This window comes from Nonomuraea sp. NPDC050022, from assembly GCF_044460705.1.
GTDB lineage: Bacteria > Actinomycetota > Actinomycetes > Streptosporangiales > Streptosporangiaceae > Nonomuraea.
The window spans coordinates 92,758-108,062 of sequence record NZ_JBITKE010000008.1 but is presented as its reverse complement, the minus strand read 5'-3'; the positions used below and the strand labels follow the sequence as shown (position 1 = coordinate 108,062).

The following is a 15,305-nucleotide window of genomic DNA, read 5'->3' as shown; positions in this document are numbered from 1 at the left end:
CGTGGGAAACATCCGGTCCTGGCAGACGGCCGCTGCTGAGCGGCGTACCACTGCGGACGGTTCAGAAAGCGAGAAGCCCAGTGACTCATCCCGGAAGCGGCCCCCAGTTCTCCCGTCGCAGTCTTCTCCGTCTCGGCGCTCTCACGGGTGCGGCCATGACCCTGAGTCCCCTCGCCGCCTGCGCGGGACCGGGGAGTGCGCCGGGCGTGGGCTCCAGCGGCGGGCCCGCCGGCGGCTCCGGCATCACCCTGGCGCTCAACCGCTCGCTCGTGTCGCTGGACAACAAGCTCAACCAGTTCGACGCCGCCGTCACCGTCCAGCGCGGCGTCCGTCAGGCGCTGACCTTCATCGACCCGAAGCTCACCGTGCAGCACGTCCTGGCCGAGCGGTTCGAGCTGACGGCTCCCAACGAGTGGACGGTCAAGCTGCGCGACGGCGTCCGCTACTCCGACGGCAGCCCGGTCACGGTCGAAGACGTCGCAACCGCGCTGGAGATGTACCAGAAGGTCCCCGGATCCTTCCTGGCCGGCCTCTTCCCCGAGTGGCCGACGGTCACCCCCGTCGACGCCGCCACCTTCAAGCTCGTCACCAAGCATCCGGTGCCGACGCTCGACTACCTGATGGCGAACATCCTCATCACCCCCGCCGCCGCCAACAAACCGGAGGAACTCCAGGGCGGTGTGGGATCGGGCCCCTACGTCGTCACCGCCGCGAACCGGGGCACCGGCGAGTACACGCTGCAGGTCAACGACAAGTACTGGGGCCCCGCGCCCGCGATCAAGACCGTACAGGTCAGGTTCCTGCCGGAGGAGGCGAACCGCGTCGTCGCGCTGCGCAGCGGCGAGGTCGACGTGATCGACGCGATCTCCCCCGATGCGATCAGCCAGCTGTCGGGGCTGGGTGACGTGGAGGTGCAGCAGGTGCCGAGCACGCGGATCACTCAGCTCTTCTACAACTTCCGCAAGCCCGCCGGGCACCCGCTGGCCGACCCGCGCGTACGTGAGGCGCTGAGCTACGCCATCAACGGCCCGTCCCTGATCAAGGACGTCTTCGCCGATTCGGTCTCCCCCGCTCGGGGCGTGGTGGCCGACACCCTGACCGGCGCGGTCCAGACGGGCGAATACGTCTACGACCCGCAGAAGGCCAAGCAGATGCTCGAGGCCGCCGGAGTGAAGGATCTCAAGATCAAGATCATCTGGGAGACGGGCGAGTTCGCCAACGACACGAGCGTCATGGAGGCGGTGGTGGAGATGCTCAAGGCGGTCGGCGTGCAGGCCGAACTCCAGCAGTTCCAGCCGGGCGGCGACATCTCCAAGTGGCGGCAGGGACGGGGCGGCGACTGGGACGTCCTCGGCAACGGCTACCCCGGCCCGACCGGGCTGGCGCTGACGCCGCTGCAGGGCATGTTCGCCGGCACGAAGGAGAAGGAGGCCACCCGGGACACCTACCAGGGCTACGTGTTCCCCAAGATCGCCGCTTTGCTGGAGAAGGCCTCGCAGGAAACCCACAAGGCCGCCCGGGAGAGCATCCTCGCCACCGCCCAGAAGGAGATCTGGAACACCTGGCCCTGCATGTGGGCCTTCGTCCCCAAGACCGTCATCGCCCGGCGCAAGCGCGTGGAGAACGTGCTGCTCAGTCCCACCAACTCCTACGAACTCGCATCCGTGCGACTGAATGGATGAATCGTGGTCCGCTATGTTGCGCAGCGTGTCGGGCAGAGCATCCTGGCGATCTTCCTGACCGTCTCCACGGTGTTCGTCCTCGTACGGCTGGCACCAGGGGATCCGGCGGCCGCCTACGCCAGCCCGCTGGCCACCACGGCTGAGCTCGACCGCATCCGCGCCCAGTTCGGCCTGGACAAACCGCTCATACAGCAGTACGGGATCTTCGTCCAGGACCTGTTCCACGGCAACCTGGGTACGTCCTTCTCCTTCCAGGCCCCCGCCCTGGATGTCGTCCTCAGCCGGATGCCGTACACCATCATGCTCGCCGTGTCCGCCATCCTTTTCGCCGCGGTCGTGGCCATCCCGGCCGGTGTCTGGATGGCCAGGCACGCCGACACCGCCCGTGAGCTGGGGGCCAACGTCGCCATGATCGCCGGGCAGTCCATGCCGGAGTTCTGGAGCGGCATCATGCTGCTGACCATCTTCGCGGTGCTCGTCCCCGTGCTCCCGGCATCCGGTTTCACCAGCTGGGCCGGCCTCGTCCTGCCCACCGTGACCGTCGGCATCCTGCAGATCGCGCTGATCTCCCGCCTGGTGCGCCGGGAGATGGGAGCCGGGTTCGCCGCCCCCTATCTGACGATCGCCCGCGCCCGCGGCATCTCCGAACGCGGCCTGACCTGGCGCTACGCCTTGGGCAACTCGGCCGTTCCGCTGGTGACCGCGCTCGGCACCCGCTTCGCCGCCATGCTCAACGGCGTGGTGGTGGTCGAGGTCGTCTTCGCCTGGCCAGGTGTCGGATCGCTCGTCGTGCGCGCGCTGGAGACCAGGGACTACCCGCTGATCCAGGCGACCGTCCTGGTCACGGCCATCCTGACGGTGCTCGTCCAGCTCCTCATCGACCTCACCTACCCGCTGCTCGACCCGCGGGTACGACTCGGGAAGGCGGTGGCCTCATGACCGCCACGACAGTCGGCCCCGCCGACGGCTCCGGCAGCCGGGACACCGCGGCGCCGCCCGCGCGGCCCAGCGCGGTGACCGCCAAGGATCTCGCCCGATCCGCGGCGGCCCGCCGCCGCAAGAGCGCGCGGCTGAAGATATGGGTCGGCTCGGTGGCCGTGGCCCTTGTCGTCCTGCCCGTCGTCCTGGCCGGCCTCCTGCCGATCCCCGGACCGGACGCGCAGAGCCTCAGCCTGCGTCGCCTGCCACCCCTGACCGACGGGCACCTGTTCGGGACCGACCAGCTCGGCAGGGACCTGCTCTCCCGGGTCCTGCACGGCGGCCAGGTCTCGCTCACCGTCGGTGTGCTGGCCATCGTCGTGTCCGGCGTCATCGGCCTCATCGCCGGCGCGGCGGCCGGATTCTTCGGCGGCTGGGTCGACACCGTGGTCTCGCGCCTGCTGGAAGCGCAGCTGTCGCTGCCTCTGCTGCTGATGCTGCTGCTCGTCGTCGCGCTCTTCGGCCCGTCCATTCCGGTCATCACCTTCGTGATCGCCTTCGCGCAGTGGCCGGAGGTGGCCCGCCTGACGCGTTCCCTGGTGCTCGTCGAGCGGGAGAAACCGTACGTGGCCGCGGCCCGGGTGCTCGGCCTGCATCGCATCACCACCCTGCTCCGGCACGTGCTGCCCAACGTGGTCAAGCAGGCCTCGCTGGTGATCCTGCTGCTGCTGGCCCAGGCCGTGCTGCTGGAGAGCGCGCTGAGCTATCTGGGCGCCGGCCCGCAGCGCCCGTTCGCCACGTGGGGCCGCATCATCGCCGACGGCCAGGACTACATCACGACGTCGTGGTGGCTGGTCACGCTGCCCGGACTGGTCATCGTGCTGCTCGTCGTCGGTGTCAACCTGCTCGGAGACGGCCTGCGGGACCGCGCTCGCCGGCGCAAGGGCCCGCAGACGGAAGGGAAGGTGAGCCGGGCATGACGGCCGAGTTCGACGAGGCCGACCGCCCCCTGCTGGAGGTCGAGGAGCTGCAGATCGAGCTGATGACCGAGGCCGGCATCGTCCGCGCCGTCGACGGCGTCAGCTTCCTCATCCGCCAGGGCGAAACCGTGACGATCATCGGCGAGTCGGGATCCGGCAAGTCCACCACGGCCATGGGCATCCTGCGGCTGCTCCCCCCGGAGCTGGCGGTCCTCTCCGGCACGGCCCGCTTCCAGGGGGTCGACGTCATCGCCGACCCGCGCGCGGTGCGCGACGTGCGCGGGCGTACCGTCTCACTCATCCCGCAGGATCCGATGACGGCACTCAGCCCCGTCCACACCATCGGGCAGCAGCTGCGCGAGGCCGTACGGCTGCGGCACCGCGGCCTGACCAGGACGGAAACCGTCTCCCGCTCCGTCGAGCTGCTGGCCCGGATGCACATCCCGGACCCCGCGTCCCAGCTGGGCAAGTATCCGCATCAGCTGTCGGGCGGCATGCTGCAGCGCGTGCTCATCGCGATCGCGCTCGCCGGATCGCCCGTTCTGCTCGTCGCCGACGAACCCACCTCCGCCCTGGACGTCACCGTCCAGGCCGGGATCCTCGGCCTGCTGCTCGAAGTGCAGGAGAACACCGGTATCGGCATCCTCATGATCACGCATGACATCGGCGTGGCCCGGCTCGTCTCGGACCGCATCCATGTCATGAAGGACGGCCGATTCGTCGAGTCGGGTGAGGCCGAGCAGATCGTCAACGCGCCCCGCGACCCGTACACCAGGAAGTTGCTGGCGGCGGTCCCACGGCTCGGCCCTTGGGACGAGGACGGCGAGTCTCCGGACGCGCCCATAGCGCTGGGAGAGTCCCGATGACCGATGACACGTTGCTCGAGGTCGACGGCCTGGTTGTGGATTACCCCGTCGCCCATGGCGTGTTCCGCGCGGTCGACGACGTCAGCTTCAGCGTCCGGCGGGGCGGCACCCTGGCCATCGTGGGGGAGTCGGGCTGCGGCAAGTCCACGATCGCCCGGTCGATCGTCCGGCTGGTCAAGCCCACCGCGGGACGCATCGTGGTGGGTGGCACCGATATCGCCCGGCTGAGCGAGAAACAGCTGCGCCCCATGCGCAACCGGGTGCAGATGATCTTCCAGGACCCGTACGGATCGCTCGACCCGCACCTGTCCGCGCAGGAGATCGTCGCCGAACCGCTGCGCGTGCGCGGAATGCGCGACAAACGCGCGCGGGCCAAGGAGGCGGCCTCGCTCATCGACCAGGTCGGCCTGCCGGCCACGGCCCTGGAGCGGCGCCCGCCGGAGTTCTCCGGTGGCCAGCGCCAGCGCATCGGCATCGCCAGAGCCCTCGCCTCCAAGCCCGACCTGCTGGTCTGCGACGAGGCGACGAGCGCGCTCGACGTGTCCGTGCAGGCGCAGGTCCTCGCCCTGCTGATGAAGATCCAGGCCGAGACCGGCCTCACCTATGTCGTGATCTCCCACAACCTCGGTGTGGTCAGGGAGATCAGCGAGGAGATCATCGTCATGAGCAAGGGGCGGCTGGTCGAGTCCGGCCCGACCCGCAAGGTGCTGGCCGCACCGGCCGACCCCTACACCCGTGCCCTGCGCAGGGCCGCGCTGGATCCGACCGCGATCCAGGGACGTAAGCCGCGCGAGCTGGTGCGAGCCCCGGCCACCACGCGGCTGCCCGCACCACCCGTTCAGCGAGGAACCGACCAATGACATCACCCGTCCGGCTGTCCCAGTTGGTCTTGGGGACCATGACGTTCGGTGACACGGCCGACGCGAAAGAGGCCGAGCGCATGCTGGACCTGGCGCTCGAGTCCGGCATCACCGGTGTGGACACCGCGAACGCCTACGCGGGTGGCGCGACCGAATCCATTCTCGGGCCGCTGCTGGCCACCCGGCGCGACCGGATCGTCCTCGCCACCAAGGCCGGCATGCCCCATCCGGACGCGGGCGATCACGCTCCGTTGTCCGCCCCAGGGTTGCGCGCGAGTCTCGAAGGCAGCCTGCGCCGCCTGAACGTCGACCACGTCGACCTGTTCTACCTGCATCAGCCCGACCGCCGTACGCCGCTGGCCGAGACGCTCGGCGTCGTCGCCGAGTTCGTCGCCGAGGGCAAGATCGGCGCGCTCGGCGTCTCCAACTACGCGGCCTGGCAGATCGCGGAGATCAACCACACCGCCGACGCCGTCGGCGCGCCGCGGCCGGTCGTCGCCCAGCAGCTGTACAACCTCCTGGCCCGCAGGGTAGAGGAGGAATACCTGGAGTTCGCGCGGAGCACCGGCCTGACCACCATGGTCTACAACCCGCTCGGCGGGGGCCTGCTCACCGGGCGGCACACCTTCGAGCAGGACCCCGCCGCCGGCCGCTTCGGCGACTCCAAGCTGGCGCCCATGTACCGGCAGCGCTACTGGAACGGTGCGCTGTTCGAGGCCGTCACCACCCTCGGCGAGATCGCCGCGCAGGCGGGCCTGTCCCTCATCGACTTGTCCCTGCGGTGGCTGCTGCATCGCGACGGCGTGGGGGCCGTCCTACTCGGCGGCTCCAAGGCCGAGCACCTGCGCGCGAACATCGCGACCGCCTCGGCCGGACCGCTTCCCGAGGACGTCGTGGCAGCTTGTGACCGTGTGGGCGCGGCACTGCGCGGTCCCATGCCCGCTTACAACCGATGAGAGCCGACCCCTTTGAGAGCCGATCCCTTTGAGAGATGACCACCGAGGAGAACGCCAGCAGTGAGCATCACCGACTTCACCGCCAGGATCCGGGCCAGGCAACCCGCACTGGGCTACTGGTCCGTCCTCGATTCGCCGGTGTCCACTGAGCGCATCGCGCGCCTCGGCTACGACTACGTGTGCCTGGACGCCCAGCACGGACTGCTGGGCTACTCGGGTCTGCTGAACAGCCTGACGGCGATCGACGCGGGCGGCGTGTCCGCGGGCCTGGTCAGGGTCGAGGCGAACGATGCCGCCCGCATCGGCCGAGCCCTCGACGCGGGCGCCGCGGGCGTCATCGTGCCGCTCATCGACACCGCCGACGACGCCGCCGCGGCCGTCTCCGCGACCCGCTATCCGCCGAAGGGGCGCCGCTCGTACGGGCCGATGCGCTCGGCGCTGCGCATCGGACCGCGCCCCGCCGACAGCGACGCCACCGTGTTGGTCCTGGCCATGATCGAGACGGCGCAGGGCTTGGCCAACATCGACGCGATCTGCGCCACCCCCGGCCTGGACGGCGTCTACGTCGGCCCATCCGATCTGGCGCTGGCCCTGGGCGCCGCCTTTCCCGGCGACCCCGTGATCGCCGCCCGGTTCGAGGACGCGCTGGTCACGGTGCGCGAAGCCGCCAAGTCCGCCGGTATCGCGGCCGGGATACACACGCCCGACGGCGCCATCGCCGCCAAGCGCCTGGCCGAGGGATACACCTTCGCGTCCATCGCGTCAGACCTCGTCCACCTCGAATTGGTGGCGAAATCCCACCTGACCGACGCCCGAGCCCAGTCTTCCCGCGGGGAGCAGCCTCACCGCGGAGACCAGTCCTCTCAAGGAGAATCGTGAGCGAGCCCCAGCCCGCCGTCGCCGACCTGCCCATGGACGGCGTGATCCGCGTACACGACGCCGATCCGGACCGCCACGAGGCGTACCTGATCGCGCCCGCCGTGCAGAACCACGCGGCCAACATCATGGCGCTGGGCAACGGCGATCTCGGCTGCGTGTGGTTCGGCGGCACGCAGGAAGGCGTCGCCGACATCTCCATCTGGTTCTCCCGGCTGGAGAAGGGGGCGGAGGCCTGGTCCACGCCGGCGCGGCTGTCCGACGATCTGACGCGTTCCGAGCAGAACCCCGTCCTGTTCCCCACTCCCGCCGACGAGCTGTGGCTGCTGTACACGGCCCAGCGCGCCGGCAACCAGGACACCGCCGAGGTCCGCTGCCGCATCTCGCGGGACGACGGTCACACCTGGGGACCCGTACGTACCCTTTTCCCCGCCACGAGCCGCGGTGGCGTCTTCGTCCGGCAGCCCGTGCTCGTGCTGCCGTCCGGCCGATGGCTGCTGCCCGTCTTCAACTGCGTCACCACACCGGGCAAGCGCTGGGTCGGCGACCGTGACACCAGCTCTCTCATGATCTCCGACGACGAGGGGCGGACCTGGCGCGAACAGCCCGTCCCCGAGAGCACCGGCTGCGTCCACATGAACGTCCACCTGCTGGCCGACGGCACGCTGCTCGCGCTGTTCCGCAGCCGCTGGGCGGATGCGGTCTACGCGAGCCGGTCGGCGGACGAGGGCGAGACCTGGAGCGCTCCCGCCGCCACCGAACTGCCCAACAACAACTCCTCCATCCAGTACGTCACCCTGAGCGACGACCGGCTGGCACTGGTGTTCAACGCCAGCAGCGCGGCCGACGCCGTCGAGCGCCGGGCGTCCCTGTACGACGAGATCGACGACGACGGGCTCGCCGCCACCCCGGCGAGTCCGACGGGCGAAGAGCCCGCAGCAGCCGTAGAGGGTGATGAGCGGACCGCGTTCTGGGGCGCTCCGCGTGCGCCCATGACCCTCGCACTGTCCGCGGACGGGGGTCGCACGTGGCCGATCCGCCGCGATCTCGAAGTCGGCGACGGCTACTGCCTGACCAACAACTCTCGGGACGGACTCAACCGGGAGTTCTCCTACCCCTCCATCCAGGAAACCGCCGACGGTGACCTGCACATCGTCTTCACCTACCACCGCCGCGTCATCAAGTACGTCCGGGTACGACCCGAATGGGCCGCCCAAAGCGATGGGCTCTGAGGTGCCGACGCAAGCGGACGAGCCACAGCACGCGGTGGTGACCGGGGCCAGCTCCGGCATCGGCCAGGCCATCGCCGCGCGCCTGCTCTCCGAGGGGTGGAGAGTCACCGGGATGAGCCGCACCCGCCCTCCGGAGTGCGAGCGGGACACGCCGGCCTACTCGTGGATCCAGGCCGATCTGACCGACCTCGACCAGCTGGCCGACGCATCGGCCTCGGTGGGCGCCGTCGACGCCGTCGTCCACGCGGCCGGTCTGCAGCGCTCCGCGCCGCTCGGCGGTCTGTCGGCACAGGACGGCGCCCTCATGTGGCGGGTCCACGTCGAGGCGGCGACCGTCCTGGTGAACGCCCTCGTCGGCGCGATCCGCCCCGGTGGTCGCGTCGTGCTGATCGGAAGCCGCACGATGGCGGGCGCGGCGGGCAAGAGCCAGTACGCGGCGACCAAGGCCGCGCTCGCGGGCTTGTCCCGTTCGTGGGCCATGGAGCTGGCTCCGCGTGGCATCACCGTCAACGTGGTCGCGCCCGGGCCGACCGACACGCCCATGCTGCGAGACCCCGGACGTGCCGCCACCCCACCACGGGTTCCGCCGCTGGGCCGCTTCATCCGGCCCGAGGAGGTGGCGGGGCTGACGGCTTTCCTGCTCGGCCCGGAAGGAGGGGCGGTCACCGGCCAGCACCTGGTGATGTGCGGCGGGGCGTCATTGTGAACCTTCGGCCCCGCCGGTGGCGCGCTCCGGTCGCGCGGGCTCAGCCCTTGACAGCGCCCGAGAGCATGCCGCGGATGAACTGCCGCTGGAAGAACAGGTAAAGGCAGACGATGGGCAGCGACATGAGTACCGCCGCGGCGGCCAGCAGGTTGACCTGCACGAGGTAGCGGCCCGAGAACGCGCCGAGCCCCAGCGTCAGCGGCTGGTTGCCGGAGTCGGCCACGAGGATCAGGGACAGGAAGTAGTTGTTCCAGGTCCACATGAAGCTGAGCACCACGAACGTCAGGATGGCCGGCCGGGAGATCGGCAGGTAGATCCGCCACAGGCACGTCCAGGAGCCGGCACCGTCGAGTTCGGCGGACTCGGCGATGCCGGCCGGCACCGTGCGGAACGCCGCGCGCATCCAGAACGCGCCGAAGCTCACGCCCATGCCGACATGCGCGAGGATGATGCCCTGGTAGCCGTCGGTGAGGCCGAAGGACAGGAAGTCGTAGTACAGCGGCACGATGATCGACTCCATCGGGATCATGATGCCGAGGAGCATGAGCGGGAAGATGGCCTTCTCCCCGACCACACCGAGCACGCCGAACGCGTACCCGCTCATCACCGCCAGCACGGTGGAGACCAGCACGACGGTCGCGGTGATGATCACACTGGAGCGCAGGTAGTGCGCGAAACCGGCCTGCTGCCACGCGGCGGCGAAGTTGGACCACTGCGGATGGGCGAGGTCGAGCGTGCCGCTGGTGCTGGGGCTGAGGGCCACGCCGAGGATGTACCGATCGGGAACAGCACGCTGGCGGCGAGGAGCGTCAGGAACGCGTAGTTGAAGAGCTTTTCCCGGGTGGAGATCATCGGGTTCCGTCCTCGGAGAGCCGTACCACGACGAGCCCGATGAGCAGGGAGACGAGCGCCAGGACGACACCGATGGCGGAGGCCGCCCCGACGTCGGGATTGGCGAAGGCGCGCTGGTACATGACGATGGTGGGGGTGATGGTCGAGGTGCCGGGGCCGCCGCGGGTGGTGAGCCACACGATGTCGAACACCCGGATCGCGCCCAGCACCGTGAGGGTCACGGCGATCGCGAGCTGCCCGCGCAACCCGGGGAGGGTCACCGTGCGGAACTCGCGCAGGGGGCCCGCGCCGTCCACCCGCGCCGCGTCGTACAGCTCCGACGGGATGGCCTGCGTGCCGGCGATGAACAGCACCATGCACAGGCCGAAGGCCGCCCCCGTGCCGGCCAGGCCGATCGCGGGCAGCGCCCAGTCGTAGTCGCCCAGCCAGCCGTGGGCCAGGGAGTCGAGGCCGAAGGCGCGCAGCACCGAGTTGATCGGCCCGTCGGGGGCGTAGACGCGCTTCCACATGACCGCGGTGACCGCCGGGGTGAGGACCTGCGGCAGGAAGATGATCCAGCGGTGGACCGCCGCGCCCCTGACGTCCTTGCGGGCGGTGAGCGCGGCGCTGGCCAGGCCGAGCGTGATGGGCAGGACAGAGAAGAACACGATGAAGAACAGGGTGTGCTCGATCGCCTGCCGCAGCGCCGGGACCTGGAGGAAGCCGAGGTAGTTGGCCAGGCCCGCCCACGTCGCCGCGGTGATGCCGTTCCAGTGGTAGAACGACAGCCACACGCCCTGGACCGCGGGAACGAGCACGACGATCCCGTTCACGAGCAGGGCGGGCGCCAGGTAGGCCAGCCCCAGCCACCGGCGCCTGCGGCGATGGCTGGAGGATGCCTGCGCGTGCCGCACGGTCCGGGCGGGCGCGCCGCGCGCCGGGAGTTGCTTCACGGTCACCATGGCGCGGCTACTTCCCCAGCGTCTGCTGGAACTTGTCGTAGTCGGCCTGCGCCGATCGGACGACCGCCTCCGGCTGGACCTTGCCGGCGAGCAGGTCCTGCATCTGCGTCTGGATCGTGGTGAGCAGGGTCGGCGTGGCCCAGTCGAGGTACGGGACGGAGGCATCGTCGGCCGAGAGCTGAGCCGCGGCGGCGACGTCGTCGGCGAACAGCGGGTCGTCGCCGGCCGGTTCGACGGCGGCGAGCAGCGGCATCGTGGTGTGGTCCACGGCGATCCGCGCGGCCTCCGGGCCGGCCGCGAAGTTCAGGAACGCCGCGGCAGCGTCCGGGTGCGCGCTCTTGGCGGATACGGAGAGGTTGCTGGCCGACGACGCGGTCGCGACCGCGTGGCCGCCGTCCGCGCGGGGCATCAGGAACCATGACGGTCAAAGGTGGTGGATGCGGCGGCCCGTGATCTGGTGCGGGACGATGCGGATGTACAGCTGCCGCTCGCCGCCCGCCCACGGGGTGACGTCGGATTCGGTGACCTCTGACAGTTCGCCGGGGGATATGTGGTGGGCGGGGCCCTGGATCAGGACGCTCCATCCCTCGCGCTGGGCGTCGTCGATCCGGTCCACCTCGAACCCGACCTTGATCTCCACGCCTTCCACGCCGGTGCGCAGGTCCTGGTCCATGGGGCCGCCTGGCGCGGTGCGGAAGACGATGAAGCCGTGGTGGAGTCTGTAGTTGACGGGCAGGACGGTCGGGCCGTGGGAGCCGTTGAAGGCCACCCGGCCGATGCCGCCGGGCTCGATCAGCTTGAGGCATTCTTCGGGGTCCAGACTCTCCAGAGTCGGAGCCGCCTTGGCGCGGCCACGGCCGGGCGGCCGATCGACACCTCCGCCGAGGAGGTCGTCGACGGTGGTCTCCAAAGCTCCGGCCAGGCGGTACATGGTTTCCGCGGTGGGTGTGCCGGGACGTTCCTCCAGGTACTGGAGGTAGCCGGGGGACATCTCCGCGCGTTCGGCGACCTGGTCGAGGGTCAGGCCGAGTCGCACGCGGTGATAGGTGATGCGACGTCCGAGGTCGCCGGTGCTTGTCATGATGGGTTCTCCTTGCCGCCTGGTGAAAGGCTCGCGGGAAAAGGGGTCGCGCCGCGCGTGGCGAAACGGCCGTTGCCCAGCGTGCACAGCGCCTCGCGCTCGGAAGCCGGATCGAAACGCCCGCAGGACAGCGCCCATGGGTTCATGGCGGGCTCGCGGGGGCGCCGCCCCACATCGGGACTTCGAGGACGTCGTCGTGCTTCCAGATGAGCTCGTCATGGACGGCGACGACGCCGTCGATGCTCTCGGCCATGCGGACGGCGGAGATGGCTTCGGTGTGCCTGCTGACGATCCCGTTCAAGGTGACGACGCCTTCGGTCACCTTGACGTCCAGGCCCTTCGGGTCAGTCCACATGGTGCTGGTCGGGATCCCGGCCAGCACCAGCTCGCGGATCTCCTCGTCGGCGCGGACGAACGCCTTGAGCAGGTCGCGGCGGCTGACGATGCCGACCAGCCTGCCGTCGGCGTCGATGACGGGCAGCCGCTTGACGCCGTGGGTGTCCATGAGGCGGGCGGCCAGCACGATGGGGGAATCGGGTGTGGTGACGTGGGCGGGTGCGGTCATCAGCTCGCCGGCGGTCTCGCCGAGCGCCTTGTAGGAGCGGGTGCCCTCGCTGCCCATGACGTGGCGGATGCGGGCGCGTAGCGGCGGCCGGTAGGCGTCGTCGTAGTAGAGCTCCTTGAATTCCTCCTTGGCCAGCAGGTCGGCCTCGGATATGACGCCGAGCACGTGGTCGTCGTCGTCGAGGACGGGCATGCCGCTGACGGCTTTGCTGATGAGCAGGTCGGCGACGGTGTGGAAGGAGGCTTGGTGGTTGACGGCGGCCACGTCGGTGGTCATCACGTCCTGGACGGTCATTCTCATGGCGATCACCTCAGGTGTCTGACCCGGACGATGCCCGGCACGGTGCGGGCCAGCACGTCGGCGATGTGGTCGGCGTGCTGGTGGGGTGGCCCGCTCAGCTGGGCCACGCCGTCGCGGACGGCGACGTCCCAGCTGGGGCCGAAGGGGTAGTGCTCGCGCAGCGCGGCGATCACGTCCGTGCGCAGCCGCTCGTCCGAACGGGCGAGCATCGCCATCAGGTCGCGGCGGCTGAGCATGCCCACGATCCGCTCACCCCGTACGACCGGCAAACTCTTGATCCGCTTGCCCACCATCAGATCGATGGCCGCGGTGACGTCGGTGGTCTCGGTCACCGTGACGACCTCGCGGGTCATGACCTCCATGACCCGGCGGGGCGGCGGTTCGGCGGACGGATCGACGGGCCGTACCGATGCTCGCGGGTCGGGCTCGAACTCGCCGCGCAGCAGGTCGAGCTCGCTGACGACGCCGACCAGGCGGTCGGCGTCGTCGACGACGGGGGCGGCGGTGATGTCGTGGCCGTGCAGTGACCGGATGGCCTGCCGTACCGGGTCGGTGCGGCGTACGGTGATGGCCGGGCTGCTCATGACCTCGCGCACGAGCATGGCTATCTGGCCTCCCAGGTGGAGTCGTCGTGTTTCCAGGTGAGCTCGTCGATGACGTCGACCACGCCGTTGACCCGGCCGGTCATTCGTACGGCGATCGCGGTCTCGGTCTTGCGGTCCATCTGGCCGCTCAGTGTCACCACGCCGTGGCGTACCTGGACGACGACGCCTGAGGTGTCCACCCACAGTCCTCGGTCGAGGATGTCCTCGCGCACTTCGGCGGCGATGTCGTCGTCGGAGCGCAGGAACAGCTTGATCAGGTCGCGGCGGGAGACGATGCCGGCCGGCCGGCCGTCCTGGTCGACGACCGCGAGCCGCTTGACGTCGTGGGCGTCCATCAGCCGGGCGGCGGAGACGGCCGGGGCCTGGGGCGAGATGGTGATCGGCGGGCTGGTCATCAGCTCGGCCGCGGTGTCACCGGCGGCCTTCTTCCTGCCTTTGGGGTGGCGCAGCCGGGCGCGCAGCGGCGGCTGGTAGCCCTCCCGGTAGAACTGCTCGCGGAACTCCTCCTTGCGCAGCAGGTCGGCCTCCGACACCATGCCGATGACGTGGCCGTCGTCGTCGATCACCGGGACGGCGCTGATGCCGCCGGCGATCAGGGTCTCGGCGATGTCCTTGAACGGGGTTCTCGCGGTGACCGTGACGACCTTGTCGGTCATCACGTCGGCGACGGTCCTGCGCTTCACGGCTCAGCCCTTCTCCTCGGCTGTTGTTGTACCTTCATCACAGCTCCGACGGCGGCGCGCCTGGTAGGGCCGTAAGTCCCGACGGCGATGGTCGTTGGTCAATGCGGGCGGCGCGGCGGGCCGAGGCCTCTAACGAGGTGGGACCTTCGGCCCTGCCCCGCTGCCTCCCCGATGTGATGCGCTGGGGTCGTCACCGATCGGAGGCGCTGTCATGGCCACTCGTACGGCACAGCATCGGGAGCATGCCATCCAGGCGGCACTGAAGGCCGCTCGCTGGGCCCCTTCCGTGCACAACACGCAGCCCTGGTCCTTCGGCGTGTCCGGTGCGGAGATCAGTCTGCGGGCCGACACCGACAGGAAGCTGCTCTTCGGCGACAGCACCGGCAGGGAACTGCTGATCAGTTGCGGAGCCGCCCTTTTCACCATCCGTACGGCGCTGCGATGCGCGGGTTATGAGCCGTCCGTCCGTGTGCTGCCGGACCCGGACCGTCCTTCGTTGCTGGCCACGATCAGCGTGGGCACGGAACTGGAGGCCGACCAGCACACGCGGGCGCTCGGCGCGGAGATCGAGCGGCGCCGCACCCATCGGGCCGGGTTCACCGACCTGCCCGTGCCCGAGCGGCTGGTCGATGGGCTGGTCAAGGACGCGAGGAGCGAGGGGGCCAGGCTGACGCCGGTCGGCTCGCCCGCCGCGGTGAGCATCATCGCGGCGCTCACCCAGGCCGCGCAGGCGGCGCAGGCCCAGGACCGGGTGCTCAGCCTGGAAGTGATCCGCTGGGCGCGGCCACCGGGCAGCGTCCGCAAGGACGGCGTGCCGGCCGAGGGTTACCCGCGCCGTGCGGCCCGGACTGACCCGCACTTCCCGCAGCGCGACTACGCCTGGCGCCACGACTGGGGCAGCCAAGCGGACCAGCGCGCCTCCACGGCCACCGGAGTCGTGGCCCTGCTCACCACCCAGGGCGACACCCGACAGGAATGGATCGCGACGGGACAGGCACTGCAAAGCGTCCTTCTGCACGCCTCCGCGTACGGTGTCAGCGCCGCCTTCCACACCCAGGCGCTGGAGATGCACCACCTGCGGGAGTTCCTCAGGCAGGAGGTGTGCTCGCAGGAGTATCCACAGATGATCATGCGGCTCGGGATCACCTTCGACGACAAGGAATCCGTCCGGCGTCCGCTGCCCGACATGCTGGCATGAGGAC

17 protein-coding genes are annotated in these 15,305 nt (G+C 70.0%); 10 read left to right on the top strand and 7 right to left on the bottom strand.

The features are described 5' to 3' along the window. Nucleotides 1-155 precede the first annotated feature (155 nt). From ACIBO2_RS32810 to ACIBO2_RS32770, 9 genes are read left to right on the top strand one after another with little or no spacing between them, the layout of a single operon-like run. The gene (locus ACIBO2_RS32810; protein ID WP_397301883.1) at nt 156-1,682 is read left to right on the top strand and encodes an ABC transporter substrate-binding protein; all 1,527 of its coding nucleotides are present in this window, start codon (nt 156-158) and stop codon (nt 1,680-1,682) included. A 3-nt stretch (nt 1,683-1,685) separates the two neighbouring features. Continuing rightward, nucleotides 1,686-2,621 (top strand): ABC transporter permease, encoded by a 936-nt coding sequence (locus ACIBO2_RS32805; RefSeq protein ID WP_358445935.1) that lies wholly within the window; start codon nt 1,686-1,688, stop codon nt 2,619-2,621. Then, nucleotides 2,618-3,580, top strand: a complete 963-nt coding sequence (locus tag ACIBO2_RS32800) for an ABC transporter permease (protein ID WP_358543664.1) — start codon at nt 2,618-2,620, stop codon at nt 3,578-3,580. The genes ACIBO2_RS32805 and ACIBO2_RS32800 overlap by 4 nt, the downstream gene beginning before the upstream one ends. Beyond that, on the top strand, nt 3,577-4,446 hold the full coding sequence (locus ACIBO2_RS32795) for an ABC transporter ATP-binding protein (RefSeq protein ID WP_358543667.1): 870 nt from the start codon (nt 3,577-3,579) through the stop codon (nt 4,444-4,446). The genes ACIBO2_RS32800 and ACIBO2_RS32795 overlap by 4 nt, the downstream gene beginning before the upstream one ends. Beyond that, nucleotides 4,443-5,306 carry an ABC transporter ATP-binding protein gene (locus ACIBO2_RS32790; RefSeq protein ID WP_358543670.1) on the top strand — a complete coding sequence of 288 codons (864 nt, stop codon included), beginning with the start codon at nt 4,443-4,445 and terminating at the stop codon, nt 5,304-5,306. The genes ACIBO2_RS32795 and ACIBO2_RS32790 overlap by 4 nt, the downstream gene beginning before the upstream one ends. Beyond that, entirely contained in the window at nt 5,303-6,262 is a 960-nt protein-coding gene (locus ACIBO2_RS32785) for an aldo/keto reductase (protein ID WP_358543673.1), read from the top strand. The genes ACIBO2_RS32790 and ACIBO2_RS32785 overlap by 4 nt, the downstream gene beginning before the upstream one ends. A gap of 60 nt (nt 6,263-6,322) precedes the next feature. After that, nucleotides 6,323-7,141: an HpcH/HpaI aldolase/citrate lyase family protein gene (locus tag ACIBO2_RS32780; RefSeq protein ID WP_397301876.1), complete on the top strand. Its 819-nt coding sequence runs from the start codon at nt 6,323-6,325 to the stop codon at nt 7,139-7,141. Next, the gene (locus ACIBO2_RS32775; RefSeq protein WP_358543677.1) at nt 7,138-8,370 is read left to right on the top strand and encodes an exo-alpha-sialidase; all 1,233 of its coding nucleotides are present in this window, start codon (nt 7,138-7,140) and stop codon (nt 8,368-8,370) included. Before ACIBO2_RS32780 ends, ACIBO2_RS32775 begins: the two co-directional genes overlap by 4 nt. Nucleotide 8,371: 1 nt before the next feature. Next, nucleotides 8,372-9,076: an SDR family oxidoreductase gene (locus ACIBO2_RS32770; protein WP_358543680.1), complete on the top strand. Its 705-nt coding sequence runs from the start codon at nt 8,372-8,374 to the stop codon at nt 9,074-9,076. Between the two features lie 40 nt (nt 9,077-9,116). Here the strand turns inward: ACIBO2_RS32770 and ACIBO2_RS32765 are convergent, their stop codons facing one another. The 7 genes from ACIBO2_RS32765 to ACIBO2_RS32735 form a co-directional block, all read right to left on the bottom strand. Further along, the gene (locus ACIBO2_RS32765; RefSeq protein ID WP_397301872.1) at nt 9,117-9,839 is read right to left on the bottom strand and encodes a carbohydrate ABC transporter permease; all 723 of its coding nucleotides are present in this window, start codon (nt 9,837-9,839) and stop codon (nt 9,117-9,119) included. Nucleotides 9,840-9,924: 85 nt separating this feature from the next. Continuing rightward, nucleotides 9,925-10,869, bottom strand: a complete 945-nt coding sequence (locus ACIBO2_RS32760; RefSeq protein ID WP_397301869.1) for a carbohydrate ABC transporter permease — start codon at nt 10,867-10,869, stop codon at nt 9,925-9,927. Nucleotides 10,870-10,876: 7 nt separating this feature from the next. Further along, nucleotides 10,877-11,278 (bottom strand): hypothetical protein, encoded by a 402-nt coding sequence (locus tag ACIBO2_RS32755; protein WP_358543689.1) that lies wholly within the window; start codon nt 11,276-11,278, stop codon nt 10,877-10,879. A gap of 15 nt (nt 11,279-11,293) precedes the next feature. Beyond that, nucleotides 11,294-11,950, bottom strand: a complete 657-nt coding sequence (locus ACIBO2_RS32750) for a pyridoxamine 5'-phosphate oxidase family protein (protein ID WP_397301866.1) — start codon at nt 11,948-11,950, stop codon at nt 11,294-11,296. 142 nt (nt 11,951-12,092) lie between these two features. Beyond that, a complete protein-coding gene (locus ACIBO2_RS32745) occupies nt 12,093-12,815 on the bottom strand; it encodes a CBS domain-containing protein (RefSeq protein WP_358543693.1) in 723 nt (240 codons plus the stop codon). Nucleotides 12,816-12,820: 5 nt separating this feature from the next. After that, nucleotides 12,821-13,417, bottom strand: a complete 597-nt coding sequence (locus tag ACIBO2_RS32740) for a CBS domain-containing protein (protein WP_358543695.1) — start codon at nt 13,415-13,417, stop codon at nt 12,821-12,823. A gap of 2 nt (nt 13,418-13,419) precedes the next feature. Then, the gene (locus tag ACIBO2_RS32735) at nt 13,420-14,103 is read right to left on the bottom strand and encodes a CBS domain-containing protein (RefSeq protein ID WP_358543698.1); all 684 of its coding nucleotides are present in this window, start codon (nt 14,101-14,103) and stop codon (nt 13,420-13,422) included. 211 nt (nt 14,104-14,314) lie between these two features. Between ACIBO2_RS32735 and ACIBO2_RS32730 the strand changes: the two genes are divergently transcribed. Further along, nucleotides 14,315-15,301: an Acg family FMN-binding oxidoreductase gene (locus ACIBO2_RS32730; protein ID WP_397301861.1), complete on the top strand. Its 987-nt coding sequence runs from the start codon at nt 14,315-14,317 to the stop codon at nt 15,299-15,301. Nucleotides 15,302-15,305: the final 4 nt, after the last annotated feature.

Bases quoted from the DNA above. Each gene is read 5' to 3' on its own strand.
- ACIBO2_RS32760 (WP_397301869.1), bottom strand. From the start codon at position 10,869: ATGGTGACCGTGAAGCAACTCCCGGCGCGCGGCGCGCCCGCCCGGACC.
- ACIBO2_RS32755 (WP_358543689.1), bottom strand. From the start codon at position 11,278: ATGCCCCGCGCGGACGGCGGCCACGCGGTCGCGACCGCGTCGTCGGCC.
- ACIBO2_RS32800 (WP_358543664.1), top strand. From the start codon at position 2,618: ATGACCGCCACGACAGTCGGCCCCGCCGACGGCTCCGGCAGCCGGGAC.
- ACIBO2_RS32730 (WP_397301861.1), top strand. From the start codon at position 14,315: ATGGCCACTCGTACGGCACAGCATCGGGAGCATGCCATCCAGGCGGCA.
- ACIBO2_RS32790 (WP_358543670.1), top strand. From the start codon at position 4,443: ATGACCGATGACACGTTGCTCGAGGTCGACGGCCTGGTTGTGGATTAC.
- ACIBO2_RS32750 (WP_397301866.1), bottom strand. From the start codon at position 11,950: ATGACAAGCACCGGCGACCTCGGACGTCGCATCACCTATCACCGCGTG.
- ACIBO2_RS32745 (WP_358543693.1), bottom strand. From the start codon at position 12,815: ATGAGAATGACCGTCCAGGACGTGATGACCACCGACGTGGCCGCCGTC.
- ACIBO2_RS32795 (WP_358543667.1), top strand. From the start codon at position 3,577: ATGACGGCCGAGTTCGACGAGGCCGACCGCCCCCTGCTGGAGGTCGAG.
- ACIBO2_RS32810 (WP_397301883.1), top strand. From the start codon at position 156: ATGACCCTGAGTCCCCTCGCCGCCTGCGCGGGACCGGGGAGTGCGCCG.
- ACIBO2_RS32740 (WP_358543695.1), bottom strand. From the start codon at position 13,417: ATGCTCGTGCGCGAGGTCATGAGCAGCCCGGCCATCACCGTACGCCGC.
- ACIBO2_RS32785 (WP_358543673.1), top strand. From the start codon at position 5,303: ATGACATCACCCGTCCGGCTGTCCCAGTTGGTCTTGGGGACCATGACG.